This is a genomic window from Thioclava litoralis (genome assembly GCF_045278885.1).
Taxonomy (GTDB): domain Bacteria; phylum Pseudomonadota; class Alphaproteobacteria; order Rhodobacterales; family Rhodobacteraceae; genus Thioclava; species Thioclava litoralis.
Map to the genome: position 1 here is coordinate 1540556 of NZ_CP135443.1, position 19199 is coordinate 1559754.

The window sequence follows — 19199 nt, forward strand, 5'->3', positions numbered from 1 at the left end:
ATGTTCAACTTCGCTCCGGAGCGCGTGCGCCGACGCCCCGATCTGACGCCGATGATCGATGTCGTCTTTCTGCTTCTGGTCTTTTTCATGCTGGCATCGCGCTTTACGCAAGATGTCAGCCTGCCTCTGGCCGCAGCCAGCGGGGCCGCCTCCGAGTGGAAAGGGGCCCCGCGACTGGTCGATATCGCGGAAGACGGCACGCTGATGCTGAACGGGACACCGCGCGACTTTGATGATCTTGTCACCGAGCTGGACCGTCTGACCGAAGAGCGCAGCGATCCGGTGATCTTGAGGGCCAAAGAGGCCGAGCTGCAGGCTCTGGTGACGGTGATGGACCGTCTGACCGCCGCCGGGTTCAGCCATCTGATTTTGGTGGAGTGAGCTATGCAATTCGATGCGCCCAAGCGTCGGGGCGGAAATTCTTCGCTTCTGCCCATGATCAATGTCGTTTTTCTTCTGCTGATTTTCTTTCTTATTTCAGCCAAACTGTCCCCGCCCGAACCTTTCCCGACAGAGCCGCCACACTCCGAGGCCGCGGCCGAAGCCGAGGGGGAATTCTCGGTGTTTCTCGGGGCCGAGGGGCAGCTTGGGTTCCGTGACATGATCGTGGCGCAGGGCGAAGATGTGGATCCGCTGGTCGGGGCGTTGGTTCAGGCGCGGGAAGAATATTGCGCGACAACCGATTGCGAGACCGATCCCGCCCATCTTCTGCTTCGCGGGGATCAGCATGTGAAAGCGACCTATCTTGCGGGATTGCTGCCCAAGCTCGGGCAGGCCGGTTTTGCCAAAGTTGAACTGGTGACGACCCGGGGAGGGGCGGAATGAAAAGCGGGCGTGTTCTTATAGAGCTTGCGGGGTTCGCGACCGTGGCTGCGGCGCTGCATGTCATGGCGTTCGGGTTCGTTTCCCGTTCGGAAGGCGCGGTTTCGGCAGGGTCCGGAGGCGATGCGCTGGTCAGTATCGAGGCGGCGGATGCGCAGGTCGCCGAATTGGTCGAGGCTTGGGAAAACCCCAAAATGCCCGAGCCGGAGCTAAAGCTTGCGGCTGCCCCGCCCAAGATCGATATGCCCAAAGTGACCTTGCCAACGGTTGCGGAGGCTCCGCCAGTGCCGGAGGTGACCGAGGAAGCGGAAGTGACCCCCGAGACGCCACCGGTTGAAGAGAAGGTGGTGCAGGAAGAAAAACCGACGGAGCTTGCGCCCGAAACGTCGGAGCGTCCGGAGGCCAAGCCCGAAAAGCCGGTCAAACCGCATCGTCAGGCGCGGGATGACCAGCGCAAGGGCCGGAAATCGGACCGCGATACGGCAGGGCGCGCAGCGCGCCATGCGGCGGGGTCGGGCAATCGCGGGGCGCGGGGCAATGATGGCCATTCGAATGCGGCGACCCTGTCCAATGCGCAAAGCGAAAGCCTGCGCGGGCGTTGGGGCGCGCAGATCCGTCAGCGGGTTGAACGGCGCAAACGCTATCCCTCGGGGGCCAATGGGGCCAAGGGGCAGGCGGTCGTGCGGTTGACGGTTGCGGCCTCCGGACAGCTGGTTTCCGCTTCGCTGGCACGGTCTTCAGGCAATGCGGCCATTGATGCGGCGGCTCTTTCTGCGGTGCGCAATGCGGGCCGTTTCCCCAAAGCACCGGCGGGTCTGGGCAATGCCAGCCTGACATTCACGCTGCCGATGAGCTTCCTGCGGCACTAAGTTTCTGTTGAAGCCCCGCGCGGGATATGCATGTGATTAACGATAAGCATGTGCAATTCGATTAGAACGAGGGAAACGTTATGCTGCAGGAATTCAAGGATTTCATTGCCAAGGGCAATGTGATGGATATGGCCGTGGGGATTATCGTTGGTGCGGCATTTACGGCGATTGTGAAATCGATGGTTTCCGATCTTCTGAATCCGATTATCGGGCTGGTCATCGGCGGGCTGGATTTCAGCAATATGTATCTGGTGCTGTCCGGCGATGTCGCAGCGGGGTCCAGCCTTGAGGCTGCGCGCGAGTCGGGGGCTGCGATCTTTGCATATGGGGCTTTCGCGACCGCTGTCATCAACTTTCTGATCATCGCCTTTGTCGTGTTCATGCTGGTGCGGATGGTGAACCGCATTCGCGCTGCCGCGGAGAAGCCCGATGAGGTGGCACCGGCGGTGCCCACCGGCCCGAGCGAGCTGGATGTTCTGATCGATATTCGGGACGCGTTGAAAAAAAGCTGAACTCTTTCCTGCGAGAAGGGGAAAGTTTCTTGAACAAGTTTCAAAATTAGAAGATTCTTCGGCCCAGACCGTTTTGGGCCGAAGGAAACTGTATGTCACTTGATGCGACGGATCGCCGGATTTTGATGGTGCTGCAGCAGCAGGGCCGTATTTCCAATGCCGATCTCAGCGAGCGTGTGAACCTTTCGGCGTCCGCGTGTCATAGGCGCGTGCAACGGCTTGAAGAAGAAGGCTTTATCCGCGATTACGTAGCCCTTCTGGATCGTCGCCGTCTGGGGCGGAACACCACGGTTTTTGTCGAGATTACCCTGTCGAGCCAGAAGGACGAGGTTCTGCGTGCCTTCGAGAGCGAGGTGCGCAAGGTGCCCGAGGTGCTGGAATGCCATCTGATGGCAGGCAAGGCCGATTTCCTGCTGAAAGTCGTGGCGCAGGATACCGATGATTTCGCACAATTACACCGTGCGCGGCTTGCCTCTTTGCCGGGGGTGGCGCAGCTTCAGTCCAGCTTTTCGCTGCATGAGGTGCAGAATACCACGGCGCTTCCGATATAATTTAATCGCAGCTTAAATGTTCTTCCTTAGGTAGATTCCGAGACTTGTGAAAGAGGTTCGGATGAAGCTGGAGGCGTTGATTCTTTTCTTCTCGCTCTTGGTCGCGCCGATCGCACATTTGACAGGGGCACGGCCTGATCATGCGGGATTGACCCTCATGGTTGTGCCGCCGTGGGAAGATGCCGTGCAGGTGGCCGATGTCGCACAGGCGCGGCTGATCGGACCAACCCGTGCGCCCTTCGGACTTTTGATCGAGATTGACGATTTAGCTCAGCTCGACCGTCTCGAGAGGGCGGGGGCGTGGTTTCTTCTGGATGCCAGAAAAGTGGAATGGATCTGCGGATGAATAAAGTAGGGGCCTTTTTCAGCGACGATAGCGATCTGCCTTTTGCGGGCCGCGATATGGCGATGAAATATCTGGCATTCGGGATGGTGGTTGCGGCGCTTGGTGTGTCGCTTGTGGCCTGGATCATCGGGACCGCATTCTGGATCGCGACAGGGGCGGCAGGTGTCTTTGCGGCTTTGGCCCTTTTGGGGTGGCATATCGGGGACACGAAAAAGGGACGTTCGCTTCTGGCGCAGGGGATGATCGGCCAATGTTTCGCCTTTACAGCCGCGTTTGCAGGCCATCCCTGGATCATCGACACCCATATGGCCTTTTTTGTGATGTGCGCGATGGTGACGGCACTTGTGGATACGCGCTGTTTGATCGTGATGACCGTCAGTACGGTTCTGCATCACGCAGGGCTCGGGATCATCTATCCGGTTCTGGTCTATCCCAGTACGGATATTTACGAGAATCTTGAAAGGATTGCGTTACATGGCGGTCTCTTTGCCCTTGAGGCGGGCGTGCTGATCGAGGTGGTCCGGCGACGGCAGAAGCTGTTCCGTGATGCGCTGGACCGTATGTCCGAACTTGAGGCCATTTCGGCGCAATCCGCGCAGGCACGGGAAACGGCAGAGGCCATGTCGCGCGAGGCCGAGGCGCATCGTGCCGTGGCCGAGAAATCCGCGCAGTCCGCGCAGGAGGCCAGCGCCTTGGCCGCGCGTCAGGCCGATGAAAAACATGCTGCCGATATGGCGGTGCTGGAGGCCGAACGTCAACAAAGTATGGAGCGCGCCGAGACGGCCAAGCGGCAGGAGCAGTTTGTGGCGGCCTTGAAATGCGCTTTGGAGCAGCTTGCGCAGGGGGATCTGTCGGTGCGGATGGTGCGGCCCGACGATCCGGGCTATGCGGATCTGGCGCATAATTTCAATCTTTCGGTCGAGCAGCTTGCCGCCACCGTGACCACTGCTCTGGAATGCGCCGTCGATATTCGGGCGCAGATTTCCGAAATCACATCCGCCGCCGACAACCTTTCGTCCCGGTCCGAACGGCAGGCAAGCGCACTTGGTGATGCCGCCGCTGCGATCAACGAGCTTACGGTGGCGATCGAACAGGCGGCTCTGGTGAGCCGTGAAACTGCCGGATCGGCAGAAAAGGCGCGTAAGGCGGCGGGGGAAAGCTCGACCGTGGTGGCCGAATCGATCGAAGCGATGGCCGCTATCGAGGAAAGCTCGACACAGATTGCGCGGATTTCCTCTGTGATTGACGATATCGCCTTCCAGACCAATCTTCTGGCGCTGAATGCAGGTGTAGAAGCTGCGCGAGCGGGAGAGGCTGGGCGCGGGTTTGCGGTGGTCGCATCGGAGGTGCGCGAACTGGCGCAGCGTTCTTCGTCTTCGGCGCAGGAAATCAGCAAATTGATCGAGGCTTCGGGCCGGCAGGTGAAAACCGGTGCCGAACTGGTCAGCCGCACCGTGTCCGAACTCGACAGGATTATCCGGCATGTCGGGACGATTGCGACCCAGATCCGTGAACTGGCTGAAAGCGCGGCCGAGCAATCGCGATCCGTCAATGAGGTGAATAGCTCTGTGGAGCAGTTGGACCGGACGACGCAGCAGAATGTCGCCATGCTCGAAGAAACGACTGCTGCACATAATGCGCTGAACGAGATGGCAGGGCGCCTGGAGCAAACAATGTTGGTGTTCCGCCAAAATCTTGCCGATGACAGCTTTGACGGACAGGTGATGTCGCCCAAGGCAGGGTGATTGGCCTGCTATTTCGGGCTGCGTTTGGCCAGAATACGTTGCAGGGTGCGGCGGTGCATATGGAGGCGCCGCGCCGTTTCCGACACGTTCCGATCACAAAGTTCATAGACCCGCTGGATATGTTCCCAACGGACGCGGTCCGCGCTCATCGGATTTTCCGGCGGAGCGGGCTGCGTGTCGCTGCGCGCCAAAAGCGCATTGGTGATATCGGTCGCATCCGCCGGTTTGGACAGATAGTCGGTGGCCCCCATTTTGACTGCGGCAACGGCGGTGGCAATCGCACCATAGCCGGTCAACACCACGATACGCGCATCCTCGCGGCTTTCACGCAGAGCTTCCACGACGTCCAGCCCGTTGCCGTCCTCCAGCCGTAAATCGATGACGGCATAGGCGGGGGCAGATTGGCCGACCAGCGTTTTCCCCTCGGCCACAGAGCCAGCCATCTGGACTTCGAAACCACGTTTTTCCATGGCCCGCGCGAGGCGTGTCAGGAAAGCCTGATCGTCATCGACCAGCAACAGGCTACGATCAGAGCCGATTTCGGAAGAAAGATCATCAACCATTGGGTCGTCCGCAAAAAAATCCAAGCACCAGACATCTTTTAGGCGGCGAATGGCACAGGGTCAAATGCCGCCATACGTCCTCGCTTGCAAGTTACTCTGCGTTCGCGTGGTCGATATAGCAACTGACGCGCTCGGCCATCTCTTCCGGCGTCGTGTCGCGATCGAAGTAATCGACATAGCCAAGCTTGGGTAGCACCAGATATGTCTGGGTGGAGTGGCTGATCAGCGTATAGGGGTCGTCCGGGTTTTGCACCGAAAACAGCACGCGATAGGCTTTGGCAGCCACCTTGATCTGCTCTGGTGTGCCCACAAGCCCCAGCATTTTTGGGCTCATGACATCGGTGAAGGCCGCCACCGAAGCGGGGGTGTCACGGGCGCTGTCCACCGACACGAAAACCGGCTGTACATCATAGCCTTGTTCGTCAAGAATATCAGTGGCTTGCGCATTTCGCATGGAATCCAGAGGGCAGACATCCGGGCAGTAGGTATAGCCGAAATAGAGCAGGCTCGGCTTTGTGAAGACCTGCTGATCCGTGACAGTTTCGCCCGTCTCCGAGGTCAGCGTGAAGGGTCCTCCCAGTTTGACATGGCCCGCAGCAGGTTTGGCGCGACATTGAGCAAATGCATCCGCAGGCTGGTTGCGGGTCATGCCGATGCCGATAGCGATGCCGCCGACCACGATAACAGCCCCTAGAATGGCATAGACTTTCGGGGAAAGGCTCATCAATTTTCTCCCATGCGGATCCGGTCATCTGTTGAATTTGTGAAGCAGATCGGATTTTGCAGCAGTGTTATCAATATTGATGCTGGTTTTGAAGCAGACAGAATGTCCTAAAGGCATTTTGACGGAAGGGAAGGACGCGGTCATGTCGGGGTTTGAAACGGCGCTCCCCGTGCGCGGGACGACATCGCATGAATGGGTGCGGCTGCGCACGCTGACCTTTTTGCGCTGGATGGCGATTATCGGCCAGTTGATGGCCATCCTCGTGGCGTGGTTTTTGCTAGAGATCGGACTTAATCTTGTCTGGTGTCTGGCGACGGTCGGGGCTTCGGTTCTGGTGAATCTGCTGGCTTTGTTCCTGACGCCGGAAAGCCGCAGATTGTCACATAACGCGGTGCTGGCGTTGCTTTTGTTCGACACCGCGCAGCTGGCGGTGCTGTTGCTGCTGACGGGCGGGCTGAACAACCCTTTTGCCCTGTTGATTCTGGTTCCGACAACCATCGCGGCAACGACGCTTGAATGGCGCGCGACGATGTTGATCGGGGTAGTGACCGTGGTTCTGACGACCTTCGTGGCAGGGCTTTATGTGCCTCTGGTCTCGACCGAAGGCGAAGTCATCCAGCTACCGGCGCTGTTCGAGTTTGGGTATTGGACGGCGATTGTCATCGGGGTCGTCTTCCTTGGTGCCTATGCGCAGCGGATCTCGAATGACAGCCGTGTCATGTCAGAGGCGCTTCTGGCGGCGCAACTGGCCCTGTCGCGCGAGCAGAAACTGACCGATCTGGGCGGGGTTGTGGCGGCGGCGGCACATGAGCTGGGCACGCCTCTGGCCACGATCAAGCTGGTGTCGAGCGAGCTGGCTGACGAGCTTTCCGATAACGAGGAACTTCGGGAGGACGCGCTGTTGATCCGTGCGCAAGCGGACCGTTGTCGCGATATCCTGCGTTCGATGGGGCGTGCGGGCAAGGATGACCTGCATCTGCGGACCGCGCCGCTGATTTCTGTCCTGCGGGAGGCGGCCGAGCCGCATATGGATCGCGGAAAAGAAATTATCTTTACGACAGAACCGATTGGCGATGGCAGCGATAAGCAGCCCGCCATCTATCGTTACCCCGAGCTGATCCATGCGCTGCGTAATCTGGTGCAGAATGCGGTGGATTTTGCGGCCAGCAAGGTCTGGGTCGACGCGCTGTGGAGTGGCTCGACCATCGTGGTGCGTGTGTGTGATGACGGGCGCGGTTATGCGCCCGATGTGATCGGGCGTATCGGTGACCCCTTCCTGCACGGGCGGAATTCGACCGCGCGTAAGGAATATGAGGGGATGGGGCTGGGGCTGTTTATCGCCAAAACGCTGTTGGAACGCACTGGCGCGCGGATCACCTTTCGCAATGGAACAACCCCCTTTGTGCCCGCAGATCGCAAGCCCGAGCGTTCGGGGGCGATTGTCGAGCTAGCTTGGCCGATCGAGCGGCTGCTGGCTCCCGAGCGCGAGGCTCTGGGGGAGAATGTGCCGATAGAGAGCTGATCGAAAAGGAATTGTTAAGCTTAACGGCGCATTAACCATTGTGTTGCATCTTTGACTTAAGTTTGTGGCATGGGGCATGGATATGTCAGAGGTTTTGGTCATCACGGGTCTGGTTGCGATTGCATCAACCGTTGCGGCGGTCGTGGCGATTTTGGTGCTGACCCGACTGCAGCGCAGCTTGCGCAAGAAGGACGCTCGCGCGCTTCAGCCCATGATCGAGCAGACGGTTCTTCTGTTTGATGATGAAGAGCTGATCGACGCGACCGCGCCTGCGCGGACCCTGCTTGAAGCCTCGCCGCTTGCCTCTAGCGACTGGGGGCGTCTGGTTGCGTTTCTGATGCCGCGTTTCGAAACCGTGCGCGAAAGCCTTGCCGATCTGCGGACGGTGGGGCGGCTTGAACTCACCGGCTTTCCCGGACCCAATGGCGGGGCACCGCTGCGCTTGCTGGCCGAGGATGTGAATGGCCTGACCCGCGTGACCCTGATTGATCCCGAAGCCGAAGGGCAGGGGCTTTTGGTCGATGGTCTCTCCCAGCGCGCGCTCGAGGACGAGCTGGAGAACCTGCGCCATGCGCTGGATCTGTCGCCATCGCTGGTGTGGCAGGAGAGCGCGGCAGGCGAAACGATCTGGGCGAACCGCGCCTATCTGCTGCGGGCCGGCACCTTTGAAGAGGAAGAGGTCACGCTCAGTTGGCCCTTGCCGCAGATTTTCCAGTTCGAGCGCGAACAGACCGAATATGCGCCGCGTCGGCTGATGCTGCAGGACGAGGATGGCATTGATACCTGGTTCGATTGCTACAGCTACCGTCTGGGCGATAACTGGATGCATTTCGCGCAATCTGCCGACGCGACGGTCTATGCGGAAAAGGCTCTGCGTGATTTCGTGCAGACCCTGACCAAAACCTTTGCCGACCTGCCGATCGGTCTGGCGATCTTCAATCGCCAACGCCAGTTGCAGCTATTCAACCCTGCGCTGAGCGATCTGACGGCGCTTGGTGTGGATTTCCTGTCCAAACGTCCCACACTTTACGCGTTTCTGGATCGTCTGCGCGAGACCCGCATGATGGCAGAGCCAAAGGATTACCGCAGCTGGCGCGAGCAGATGACCACGCTAGAAAAGCAGGCGGCAGCGGGCTATCATTCGGAGACGTGGAACCTGCCCAATGGCCAGACCTACCGTGTCACCGGTCGTCCGCATCCTGACGGGGCCATTGCTTTCCTGTTCGAGGATATCACCTCGGAGATGACCCTGACCCGCAAATTCCGTTCCGAGCGGGATCTGGACCGCTCTGTGCTGGACAATATCTCCGAGGCTGTCGCCGTTTTCCTGCCCTCGGGCGAGCTGACCAGCGCCAATGCCGCCTATCGGGCGCTCTGGCCGGTGCAATCCGCTGGCATGTCGCTGCATGACTCTCTGCGGTCTTGGGCCGAAGCCTGTGTTCCGACCGAGATATGGAGCCGCGCCCGCTTGCGTCTGGGGGCAATGGCCGAGCGCGAACCTCTGGCAGGCGAGGTGACCCTGCGCGACGGGCGCGTGGTGGGGTGTAGGTTCGTGCCGCTGGCCGGAGGGGCGCTGATGGCCAGCTTTGCAGAAAAAGAGGCGCTCTCGACATTGGAACCTTTGCGCAAGATTGCCGCGCAATGATCCTTTGCACGGGCAGGCAGGCAGGGTAGAACGGGCGCCATGAGCGCAGATATCCTGACCCTTCCTCTTGTCGACCCCGATGCCACTGCCCGGCTTGGCCGGACCATCGCCCCCTTTCTCAAGGCGGGCGATGTGCTGTTGCTGGACGGGCAGATCGGTGCCGGCAAAACCCATTTTTCGCGGGCCCTGATCCAGCATCGTCTCGAGATGCTTGGGTTATATGAGGATGTGCCATCCCCGACCTTTACGCTTGTGCAGGTCTATGAGGCGGATCCGGAAATCTGGCATAGCGATCTTTATCGCCTGTCCCACCCTGATGATGTGCTGGAACTCGGGCTGGACGAGGCCTTTCAGGAAGCGATCTGTCTGGTGGAATGGCCTGACCGTCTGGGGGATCTGGCTCCGGCTTCGGCCCTGACGCTGGCGTTTTCCCTGACCGAAGAGGGCGCGTCGCGTCAGGTGGTGTTTTCGGGCGATGCCGCGTGGGCCGCACGTCTGCCCGAGATGTTGGAGGCGTTGTGATGGATAGGGTCGACGCCTTTTTGGAACGGGCTGGCTGGGCGGAGGGCAAGCGCCTGCCGCTTGCCGGAGATGCCTCCGCGCGCCGCTATGAACGTATCACGGGAACGCCGCCTGCGGTCTTGATGCTTACCTGCCCGGGAGAGGAGCTTGACCGTTTTCTCCACATGACCAACTGGTTGGCGAGCCAGGGCTTTTCTGTTCCGCAAATCTACGCGCAGGATCTTTCGCAGGGGCTTTTGCTGCTGGAAGATCTGGGGGATGACCTGATCGCCCGGCTTGTGGCGCAAGATCCCGCGCGCGAGGCCGAGCTGTACGGTCTGATTACCGAGGTGCTGGTCGGTCTGCGCGATTGTGCTCCGCCGGAGGGGTTGGCAGAGCTGGATGCCAAAGGATTGGCCGATCTGACCGCGCTGACCGAAGAATGGTATCCCTGTGCCGCTCGGCCCGAGCTGTCCACCGCCGTCCGGCGGGCTTTCGCGCGGGTGGATGACGGGCAGCGCGTTGTGTCCCTGCGCGATTTCCATGCCGAAAATGCGCTGCTTCTGGCGGAGCGTGAAGGGGTCGCGCGGCTGGGGCTGCTGGATTATCAGGACGCCGTTCTGGCCCATCCGGCCTATGATCTGGTCTCGGCTTTACAGGATGCGCGGCGGGAGGTCTCGCGAGAGACCGAAGCGGCGCAGATTGCATTTTACTGCCGGAAGACAGCACAAAATGCGGACGTATTTTCTGCCATCTATGCCTGTCTGGGCGCGCAGCGCGCTTTGCGTATTCTGGGCATTTTTGTCCGGCTTTGCCTTGGAGCAGGAAAGCCGCGCTATCTGGAATTTATGCCGCGCGTCTGGGCGCATCTGCAGCACAATCTGACCCATCCGGCCCTGTCTGAACTGCGCGACGAGGTTCTGCGGACCATGCCCGCCCCCGACGCCCCCCTGATTGAGGAGATACGCCTCCAATGTGCGACACGCCCGATAGCCTGATGCTGTTTGCTGCCGGTTTCGGCACTCGGATGGGTGCGCTGACAGCGGATCGCCCCAAGCCTCTGGTCGAGGTGGCAGGCCGCCCCCTGCTGGATCATGCGCTGGAACTTGTTGAAGAGGCAGGGATTTCGAAGGTCGTCGCCAATATCCATTATCGGGGTGATCAGATCGTCGAGCATCTGGCGGGGCGCTCTGTCGAGATTTCGGATGAGACGGATGAGATTCTGGAGACCGGCGGCGGGCTGCGCAAGGCGCTGCCGCTTCTGGGGCAGGGGCCGGTCTTTACGTTGAATACGGATGCGATCTGGACGGGGCCGAATCCTTTGGCCGCGCTGCGGGCGGCTTGGGATCCGGCGAAGATGTCGGCGCTGTTGATGCTGGTTCCGCCTGAACGCGCGACGGGTCACAAGGGCGCGGGAGATTTCACTCTGTCAGAGGGGCGCCTGTCGCGTGGCCCGGGATTTGTCTATACAGGTGCACAGCTTATCGATCCTGCTGAACTTTCAGATATTCCAGAAGGGGCGTTTTCGTTGAACCTCTTATGGGACCGTCTTCTAACTAAGGGCAGGGTTTACGGGGTCATCCACGACGGCGGCTGGTGTGATGTCGGGCGTCCCGAAAGCATTCCGCTGGCCGAGGCGCTTCTGGATCACGGCGATGATTGAACGGGGCATTTACGCTCTGCCCTGCGGGGTGGATTTCCCGCGCGAGCTGGTTGCGGGGCTGATTGCGCGGATGCAGGACCAGCCCCCCGAGGCGATGGCGCGGGTGCGGCTTTATCTGAACTCGGGGCGGATGCTGCGGCGTGTGCGCGAGGAATTTGACCTGCATGGCGCGCGGTTTCTGCCGCAACTGAAGCTGGTGACCGACCTCGGGCGGGCGCCGGTGCGGGGGCTTCCGCCTGCCGAACCTGCTTTGCGGCGGCGGTTGGAACTGGCGCAGTTGGTGGCGGGGCTGGTTGACCGGCTTCCGGGGTTCGAGGCGGGGCATGGGATCTTCGGGCTGGCCGATAGTCTGGCGACTTTGATGGCTGAGATGCAAAGCGAAGGCGTCACCCCCGATGACCTCGAGGCGCTGGAGATTGCCGATACCCATGCGCAGCACTGGCGCTTAAGCCTTGATTTCATTCGGATTGTCGCGCGATACTTCGAGGCAGATGCCACCCCCGATGCCGAGGCCCGCCAGCGTCGGGTGGTCGAACAGATCATCGCGGATTGGGCCGAGGCGGGGCCGACGGACCCGATTATTGTGGCGGGGTCGACGGGGTCACGCGGGGCGACAGGGCTGTTCATGCAGGCGGTGGCGCGGTTGCCGCAGGGGGCGCTTGTGCTGCCGGGCTTCGATTTCTCCATGCCGGCGCATGCGTGGAACAGCCTGAAATCCGGCACATTTCCGATCGAGGATCACCCGCAATACCGGTATCGCGCGATGCTGGATGCGCTTGAGGCCACGCCCGCCGATGTGACCCGCTGGCATCACCGCCCGGAACCTTCGCCCGAACGTAACGCGCTGATTTCGCTGGCCCTCAGGCCCGCCCCTGTGACTGACCAATGGATGCAGGAGGGCGCGCATCTGCCGGATCTGGTTGCGGCCTGCGAAGACCTGACCCTGATCGAGGCCCGAGACCCCCGCGCCGAGGCCAATGCTATCGCGCTGATCCTGCGGGAGGCGGCGGAAAACGGCACCTCGACCGCGCTGATCACGCCGGATCGTATGCTGACGCGGCGGGTGGCGGTGGCGCTGGACCGCTGGGGGATCATCCCTGACGATTCGGCGGGGCAACCGCTGCAACAGACGGCTCCGGGGCGGCTGTTGCGCCATCTGGCGGCGATGCGCGGCGAGGCTCTGACGCTGGACGGGCTGCTGATTTTGCTGAAGCATCCGCTGACCGCGACGGGCTCGACCATGCGCGGCACCCATCTGCGCTATACCCGAGAGCTGGAACTGGATCTGCGCAAAAGGGGCCCTGCTTTTCCCGACCACGCGGCTTTGGTGGCTTGGGCGAAACGCTATGATGACAAGCCCGATTATCTGGACAAGCTGACCTGGGCCAATTGGCTGGGCGCGTTTTTCCCTTTGCTGGAGGCGCCTTACGAGATGCCCTTGGGCGAATGTGTGACCCATCATCTGGCGCTTGCGGCGCATCTGGCGACGGGGCCGGATGGCACGGTCGAGGCCAGCGAGCTTTGGTTGCAAGATGGCGGGCGCGAGGCCTTCCGCGTCTTTTCCGAACTGGCCCGCGAGGCTGTGCATGGCGGCGCCTATACCCGCGCGTCCTATGCCGATCTGGTCAATCATTTGCTGCAGGGCTCAATGACGCGGGCGGGGCTGGCGGCCCATCGCGACATCACCATTTTCGGGGCGCTTGAGGCACGGGTGCAGGGGGCCGAGCTGGTGATTCTGGCGGGGCTGAACGAAGGCTCATGGCCCGAGGCGCCCGATCCCGACCCTTGGTTGTCGCGGCAGATGCGGCTTCAGGCGGGGCTTTTGCTGCCCGAGCGTCAGACGGGGCTTTCGGCGCATGACTTCCAGCAGGCGGTGGGCGCGCCGCGTGTCGTTCTGACCCGTGCGCGGCGCGATGCCGAGGCCGAGACCGTCCCCTCGCGCTGGGTGAATCGGATGGTGAACCTGATGTCCGGTCTGCCCGACAAACGCGGCCCCGAGGCGCTGGCCAAGATGCGCGAGCGCGGCGCGAAATGGCTGGGACTGGCGTCGAGCCTTGACCGTCCGCAGGGCGAGACCAAGCCCGCGCGTCGCCCTTCGCCGCGTCCTCCGGTCGAGGCGCGCCCGAAGGATCTGTCGGTCACGCAGGTCAAGACGCTGATCCGCGACCCTTACGCGATTTACGCCCGCAAGGTGCTGAAACTCTATCCGTTGAACCCTTTGCGGCCCGAACCGGACCCGCTTTTGCGCGGCAATGTGCTGCATGAGATCGTCGAGCGTTTCGTGCGCCAGCGCCCCGAGGATGAAGACCCCGCCTTGGGCGAGGCGCGGCTGATCGCGATTGCCGAGGATGTCCTGCGCGAGGAGGTGCCATGGCCCTCGGTGCAGCGGCTCTGGCTGGCGCGGATCACCAAGATCGCGCGGCGCTTTGCCGTGGACGAAGCCGCGCGGGCGAAGCTGGGCACGCCTGCGATTATCGAGGAAAAGACCGGTCTGCCCTTGCCCGATCTGGACTTCAAGCTGACCGCCAAACCTGACCGGATCGATATTCTGGAAAACGGGCTGAGCCGGATTTATGATTATAAATCAGGCTCTCCGCCCTCGGCGGGCGAGATGATCCACTTTGACAAGCAGATGCTTTTAGAGGCCGCGATGGTCACCCGTGGCGCCTTCAAGCAGATCGGCCCGCGCGAGGTCGAGGGCATGACCTATATCCGTCTGGGCGGCGAGGGCGAGACGGCCCATCACACCACGACCGTCGAATTCAAGCCCCGCGGCGGCGAGACCCAGACCGAGACGGCGGAAGAGGCCTGGGCCAAATTCTGCAAGCTGGTGGCGACCTATATGAAGCCCGCCCAAGGCTTTACCGCCCGTCGGGCGATGCATGGGGCGCAGGACCGCAGCGATTATGACCAGCTTTCGCGTTATGGCGAATGGGAGCTGAGCGAGACACCCGATGGGGAGGATCTGACATGAACGCCCCCAATGATGCGACGATCCGCCAGATTCGCGCGGCCTCTCCGACGGCCTCGACATGGCTGTCGGCCAATGCTGGCTCGGGTAAGACGCGGGTTCTGACCGACCGCGTGGCGCGGCTGTTGCTGAACGGGACCGAGCCGCAGAAGGTGCTGTGCCTGACTTACACCAAGGCCGCCGCGACCGAGATGCAGAACCGTCTTCTGAAACGTCTGGGCGAATGGGCGATGCTGTCGGATGCGGCTCTGCGTCAGCAATTGCTTGATCTGGGTGAGGAAATCACCATCGACGCCGACCGTCTGGCCGAAGCGCGGCGGCTCTTTGCCAAGGCGATCGAGACGCCAGGCGGGTTGAAGATCCAGACGATCCACTCCTTCTGTGCGGCGCTTCTGCGGCGGTTTCCGCTGGAGGCTGGCGTGCCGCATGGGTTTTCCGAAATGGATGACCGCTCGGGTGATCTGCTGCGTCAGGCGATTTTGGAGGATATTGCCACGGGCGAGGACTGCCCCGTGCTGGACGGCTTGGTTCGGTATTATTCAACCGATGATCTGGGCGGGCTACTGGCCAATATCGCGGGCAATAAGGACGGTTTTGCACAGGATCTGACCCGCGACCAGATCTTGGCGCTTTACGGTTTGCCAGCCGGATTTGACGGGCAAGCGCTGGTGGATGAGGTCTTTGACACGCATGACCTGAAGATCCTGCGCGATATGGTGGCGGTCATGGCCAAAGGCTCTTCGAGTGATGCCAAGAACGCGCTGAAGCTGGGGCTGATCTCGGGGGCGGACCTCAGCGCACTGGCCATTCTGGAGGATGTTTGCCTGACGGGCGCATCGGCCAAAGTGCCCTTTAGCGCCAAGATCGGCTCGCTGCCCACAAAGGCCACGCAGAAGGCCGCAGGCGCTTTGATGGATCCGTTCAACGAGCTGATGGAGCGGGTCGAACAGGCCCGCCCGATGCGGCTTGGGTTGCAGGCTGCCGACCGTACGGAGGCTTTGCAGAATTTCGCGCGGGTCTTCTTGCCGAAGCTTGAGGCCGCAAAGGCGGCACGCGGCTGGCTGGATTTCGACGATCTGATCGAACGGGCGGGGCGGCTTTTGTCGGATAGCACCATGGCGCAATGGGTGCTGTTCCGGCTGGATGGCGGGATCGACCATATTCTGGTGGATGAGGCGCAGGATACCTCGCCCAGCCAGTGGCGCGTGATCGAGCGTCTGGCCGATGAGTTTACCGCAGGCGAGGGCGCGCGCGACGAGACCCGCACGATCTTTGTGGTGGGCGACCGCAAACAGTCGATCTATTCCTTCCAAGGCGCCGATCTGCGGGCCTTTGAGGCGATGCAGCGGCATTTCTCGGCCAAATTCGCAGCCGTCGGGCGGCCCCTGCAGGAGGCGCAGCTTTTGCATAGTTTCCGCTCGTCTCGGGCGGTGCTGGGGCTGACCGATATGACCTTCTCGGGCGAGGCCAATGAGGGCTTGGGCGGTGCGCCTGAACATATTGCTTTCTTTGATAAAATGCCCGGTCGGGTAGATCTGTGGCCGCTGGTCGAAAAGGCCGAAACCGAGCAAGAAGAGGCATGGGACAACCCCGTTGACCTCCTGACCGATACCGACCCGACCGTGGTTCTGGCGCGCACTGTCGCCGCCGAGATCCGCGCGATGATCGACCAAGGCGTGCGCCTGCCCGATGGCGCGGACAGCCGCCCGCTGCATGAGGGCGATATCCTCATTCTGGTGCAGCGGCGCGGGGCGCTGTTTTCCGAGATTATCCGCTCGTGCAAGGCTGCCGGACTGGCGATTGCGGGCGCGGACCGGCTGAAGCTGGGGGCTGAACTGGCGGTGAAGGATATCCGCTCGACCTTGGCGTTTCTGGCGACGGCGGAAGATGATCTGGCGCTGGCCGAGGCGCTGAAATCGCCGCTTTTCGGTTGGAGCGAGCAGGATCTTTACACGCTGGCCCAACCACGGAAGGGATATCTGTGGGAAGCCCTGCGTAAATCCGAAAGCCACCCCGAAACGCTTAAAATCCTGCAGGATCTGCGCGATCAGGCCGATTTCCTGCGTCCGCATGATCTGATCGAACGGCTGCTGACCCGCCACGGCGGGCGCGAGAAGCTGATTGCGCGGCTCGGGGTCGAGGCCGAGGATGGCATCGACGAGCTGATCTCGCAGGCGCTGGCCTTTGAACGCGCCGAGGTGCCCAGCCTGACGGGGTTCCTTGTGTGGCTGGATGCCGATGATGTCGAGGTGAAGCGCCAGCTTGAGGGCGCGGGGCGGTCCATTCGGGTGATGACGGTGCATGGGTCCAAGGGGCTTGAGGCGCCGGTGGTTATCCTGCCCGATACCGGCAAGCCGCATATCAAGGCGCGTCCGTTGAATATCTACCGGCTTGAGGATGGCACGGCGGCTTGGGCCGCGCCCTCGGCCGACCGCCCGCCGGAAGAGGCGGATGCGCAGGCGGCCAATGTCGCGCGCCAGACCGAAGAGAGGATGCGGCTGCTGTATGTGGCGATGACACGGGCCGAGAAATGGCTGATTGTGGGCGCTCAGGGGAAGGTCGGAGAGGGCGATGACAGCTGGTATTCGATGATTTCCAACGGTCTTTTGCAGGCAGGTGACCGGCCTGCCACGGGGCTGTCGCCCGAGTTGCAAGCCTTGGGCGAGATCCGCCGTGTGCAGCATGGCGACTGGCCGGAAAACGGGTTCAAGGCGGGCAGGGTGGTCGATACCTATCCCGCTTTGCCCGATTGGGCGCAGGTGCCTGCCTTGCGCCCCGAGCGGCCCAAGCGCGTGCTGACGCCTTCGGATCTGGGTGGGGCGAAGGCTCTGGCGGGGGATTTGCCCGGTGTCTTCGATGAAGAGGCCGCCAAGCGGCGCGGGCGGCAGATCCACCTTTTGCTGGAACATCTGCCCAACTGGCCCGAGGACGACTGGGAGGATTGGGCGCGCGATCTGCTGTTGACCGGCGAGGATGCCGCCTTCGAGCATGAGCTTCCTGCGCTTCTGTCCGAGGCGCGGGCGGTGCTGCGCGCCCCCGAGATGCAGCCCTTCCTGGCGCCCGAGGCTTTGGCCGAGGTGGAACTGACCGCGCGGATGAATGGCGAGCTGATGCATGGGATCATCGACCGGCTGCTGGTCGGGCCGGACCGTGTGCGGGTGCTGGATTACAAATCCAACCAGATCGTGCCCGAGGATGTGGCGCAAACACCGCTGGGTCTGGTGCGCCAGCTGGCCGCCTACCGCGAGATGCTGCGCCAGATCTACCCTGACCGCGCGATCGACTGCGGGCTGTTATGGACGGCAAAGGCACGGATCGATTGGCTGACTGATGCACAGATGGATGCGGCTTTGTGCAGTGACCCTGCATCTTGACGGGGCGGGGTCGCATACATAGGTTCTCATCAACTTAGTATTCAGGAGAAATCCCATGGCAACTGTCGCTGTTACCGACGCAACCTTCGATGCCGAAGTCCGCCAATCCGACGTTCCCGTCGTTGTTGATTTCTGGGCCGAATGGTGTGGCCCCTGCCGTCAGATCGGCCCCGCTCTGGAAGAGATCGCGGGCGAGATGGCCGGTAAGGTCAAGATCGTAAAGGTCAATGTCGACGAAAACCCCGAAAGCCCCGCATCGCTTGGCGTGCGCGGTATTCCGGCGCTGTTCCTGTTCAAGGATGGCGAGGTCGTTTCGAATAAAATCGGTGCGGCTCCGAAAGCGGCCCTGCAAAACTGGATCAACAGCGCGATCTGATCGCGGCTGAGGGAGACGGCCCTTAGGGTTTGAAACGGGGCCGTCAGGCTTGAAAAGGCGTCTTTCGGGGCGCCTTTTTGCTATGGTGGGTGGCTCAGCCCGTAGAATGGCCGGAAATCGCATAGATTTCGGGGCTGAAGGTCAGGTTGGTGGTGGTCATTGTGGTGACATCCGGACGGGCGCGGAAGCCCAGAGCCGCGAGAAACCCGACGAAGCTTCCTTCGGTCTGGCGGGTGTCAAGCCGGAGGAACTGCCCCGCCAGCCCCGCCATAAGCGAGGTGGTCAGGCTGAGGGCGTCGGTCTCGTTGGCGGCAATGACCGGCCCGATCACATGCCCCCGACCGAAACGGCGGCGCATCGCAAACCCTGTGACATGGCCGCATGTCTCGATCACATAGGTTTCGGACTGTTCCAGAAGGGTGGCAACCAGTCGGGATCTGTCGGCACAATAGCCGCTTTGATCAAGCTGATGGAGGCGCGGGCGGTCTTGCGGGCGGAAGGGCCGGACATTGCGCGCAAGGGAAAATCCGCAAGGCAGAAAGCCCTCATATCTAAAAACAGGTGCCGCAGAACGCACCCCGAGATCGCGATAAAAAGACACGTCTTGCTGACAGGCATTCAGGAAAGCGGCCCCCGTGCTCTGCTCCAGTGCCTCGGTCGCAAGGGTCCGGAACAGCGCTGTGCGGGCGAGTTTGGGATGGGCGATCACCATACCGATGGCGCTGAGATCCCTGTGATAGGAAAAGGTCATGGCCGAGCCATGCACCCGACCTGCCTCGTCCACCGCCACGATGCCGGTGCCGCTATCCAGATTGGCCGCCCAATCCGCATGTCGATGGGGCCATCCAAGCGCAACGGACAGGCCATGCAGCGCCCCGAGATGCTCTTGCTGCATCGGCATAAGGGTCAGGCTGAAAGGGTCGATCTCGATCTGGCGAACGGGAAAGAAGACCATCGGCGAAGCCCCTTTGCGGCCATTGTGCCACGCGGCTGTGGCGGTGATCGGGCGATGTTT

The 19199-nt window shown here is 61.6% G+C and carries 18 protein-coding genes; 15 read left to right on the forward strand and 3 right to left on the reverse strand.

The genetic code is table 11. The features are described 5' to 3' along the window. The 7 genes from RPE78_RS07520 (at position 1) to RPE78_RS07550 (ending at position 4845) form a co-directional block, all read left to right on the forward strand. On the forward strand, positions 1–381 hold the full coding sequence (locus tag RPE78_RS07520; RefSeq protein ID WP_339108881.1) for a biopolymer transporter ExbD: 381 nt from the start codon (positions 1–3) through the stop codon (positions 379–381). A 3-nt stretch (positions 382–384) separates the two neighbouring features. Continuing rightward, positions 385–825 carry a biopolymer transporter ExbD gene (locus RPE78_RS07525; RefSeq protein ID WP_339108882.1) on the forward strand — a complete coding sequence of 147 codons (441 nt, stop codon included), beginning with the start codon at positions 385–387 and terminating at the stop codon, positions 823–825. Next, entirely contained in the window at positions 822–1691 is an 870-nt protein-coding gene (locus RPE78_RS07530; protein WP_406720204.1) for a TonB family protein, read from the forward strand. The genes RPE78_RS07525 and RPE78_RS07530 overlap by 4 nt, the downstream gene beginning before the upstream one ends. 80 nt (positions 1692–1771) lie before the next feature. Next, complete coding sequence (gene mscL / locus RPE78_RS07535) at positions 1772–2203, forward strand: large conductance mechanosensitive channel protein MscL (RefSeq protein ID WP_339108884.1); 432 nt, start codon at positions 1772–1774, stop codon at positions 2201–2203. Between the two features lie 92 nt (positions 2204–2295). After that, a complete protein-coding gene (locus RPE78_RS07540; protein ID WP_339108885.1) occupies positions 2296–2754 on the forward strand; it encodes an Lrp/AsnC family transcriptional regulator in 459 nt (152 codons plus the stop codon). A 157-nt stretch (positions 2755–2911) separates the two neighbouring features. Then, on the forward strand, positions 2912–3100 hold the full coding sequence (locus tag RPE78_RS07545; protein WP_406720205.1) for a hypothetical protein: 189 nt from the start codon (positions 2912–2914) through the stop codon (positions 3098–3100). Beyond that, the gene (locus RPE78_RS07550) at positions 3097–4845 is read left to right on the forward strand and encodes a methyl-accepting chemotaxis protein (RefSeq protein ID WP_406720206.1); all 1749 of its coding nucleotides are present in this window, start codon (positions 3097–3099) and stop codon (positions 4843–4845) included. The genes RPE78_RS07545 and RPE78_RS07550 overlap by 4 nt, the downstream gene beginning before the upstream one ends. Positions 4846–4853: 8 nt before the next feature. Here RPE78_RS07550 and RPE78_RS07555 read toward each other — a convergent pair whose 3' ends face one another. Together RPE78_RS07555 and RPE78_RS07560 are read right to left on the reverse strand one after the other, a co-directional pair. Beyond that, a complete protein-coding gene (locus tag RPE78_RS07555) occupies positions 4854–5408 on the reverse strand; it encodes an ActR/PrrA/RegA family redox response regulator transcription factor (protein WP_339108888.1) in 555 nt (184 codons plus the stop codon). Between the two features lie 91 nt (positions 5409–5499). Beyond that, entirely contained in the window at positions 5500–6132 is a 633-nt protein-coding gene (locus RPE78_RS07560) for an SCO family protein (protein ID WP_339108889.1), read from the reverse strand. Positions 6133–6274: 142 nt separating this feature from the next. Between RPE78_RS07560 and regB the strand changes: the two genes are divergently transcribed. The 8 genes from regB to trxA all read left to right on the forward strand — a co-directional run bounded on the left by regB (position 6275) and on the right by trxA (position 18184). Further along, positions 6275–7654: a sensor histidine kinase RegB gene (regB, locus tag RPE78_RS07565; protein WP_406720207.1), complete on the forward strand. Its 1380-nt coding sequence runs from the start codon at positions 6275–6277 to the stop codon at positions 7652–7654. Between the two features lie 82 nt (positions 7655–7736). Continuing rightward, positions 7737–9299, forward strand: a complete 1563-nt coding sequence (locus RPE78_RS07570) for a PAS-domain containing protein (RefSeq protein ID WP_339108891.1) — start codon at positions 7737–7739, stop codon at positions 9297–9299. Positions 9300–9338: 39 nt separating this feature from the next. After that, positions 9339–9821, forward strand: a complete 483-nt coding sequence (gene tsaE, locus RPE78_RS07575) for a tRNA (adenosine(37)-N6)-threonylcarbamoyltransferase complex ATPase subunit type 1 TsaE (RefSeq protein ID WP_406720208.1) — start codon at positions 9339–9341, stop codon at positions 9819–9821. After that, positions 9821–10798 (forward strand): aminoglycoside phosphotransferase family protein, encoded by a 978-nt coding sequence (locus RPE78_RS07580; protein ID WP_406720209.1) that lies wholly within the window; start codon positions 9821–9823, stop codon positions 10796–10798. Before tsaE ends, RPE78_RS07580 begins: the two co-directional genes overlap by 1 nt. Further along, positions 10774–11463 carry a nucleotidyltransferase family protein gene (locus RPE78_RS07585; RefSeq protein ID WP_406720210.1) on the forward strand — a complete coding sequence of 230 codons (690 nt, stop codon included), beginning with the start codon at positions 10774–10776 and terminating at the stop codon, positions 11461–11463. Before RPE78_RS07580 ends, RPE78_RS07585 begins: the two co-directional genes overlap by 25 nt. Then, positions 11456–14437, forward strand: a complete 2982-nt coding sequence (gene addB, locus RPE78_RS07590; protein WP_406720211.1) for a double-strand break repair protein AddB — start codon at positions 11456–11458, stop codon at positions 14435–14437. The genes RPE78_RS07585 and addB overlap by 8 nt, the downstream gene beginning before the upstream one ends. After that, a complete protein-coding gene (gene addA / locus RPE78_RS07595) occupies positions 14434–17808 on the forward strand; it encodes a double-strand break repair helicase AddA (protein ID WP_406720212.1) in 3375 nt (1124 codons plus the stop codon). The genes addB and addA overlap by 4 nt, the downstream gene beginning before the upstream one ends. 55 nt (positions 17809–17863) lie before the next feature. Then, a complete protein-coding gene (gene trxA, locus RPE78_RS07600) occupies positions 17864–18184 on the forward strand; it encodes a thioredoxin (RefSeq protein ID WP_339108897.1) in 321 nt (106 codons plus the stop codon). A gap of 94 nt (positions 18185–18278) precedes the next feature. Here the strand turns inward: trxA and RPE78_RS07605 are convergent, their stop codons facing one another. Beyond that, on the reverse strand, positions 18279–19139 hold the full coding sequence (locus RPE78_RS07605; RefSeq protein WP_406720213.1) for a hypothetical protein: 861 nt from the start codon (positions 19137–19139) through the stop codon (positions 18279–18281). Positions 19140–19199: the final 60 nt, after the last annotated feature.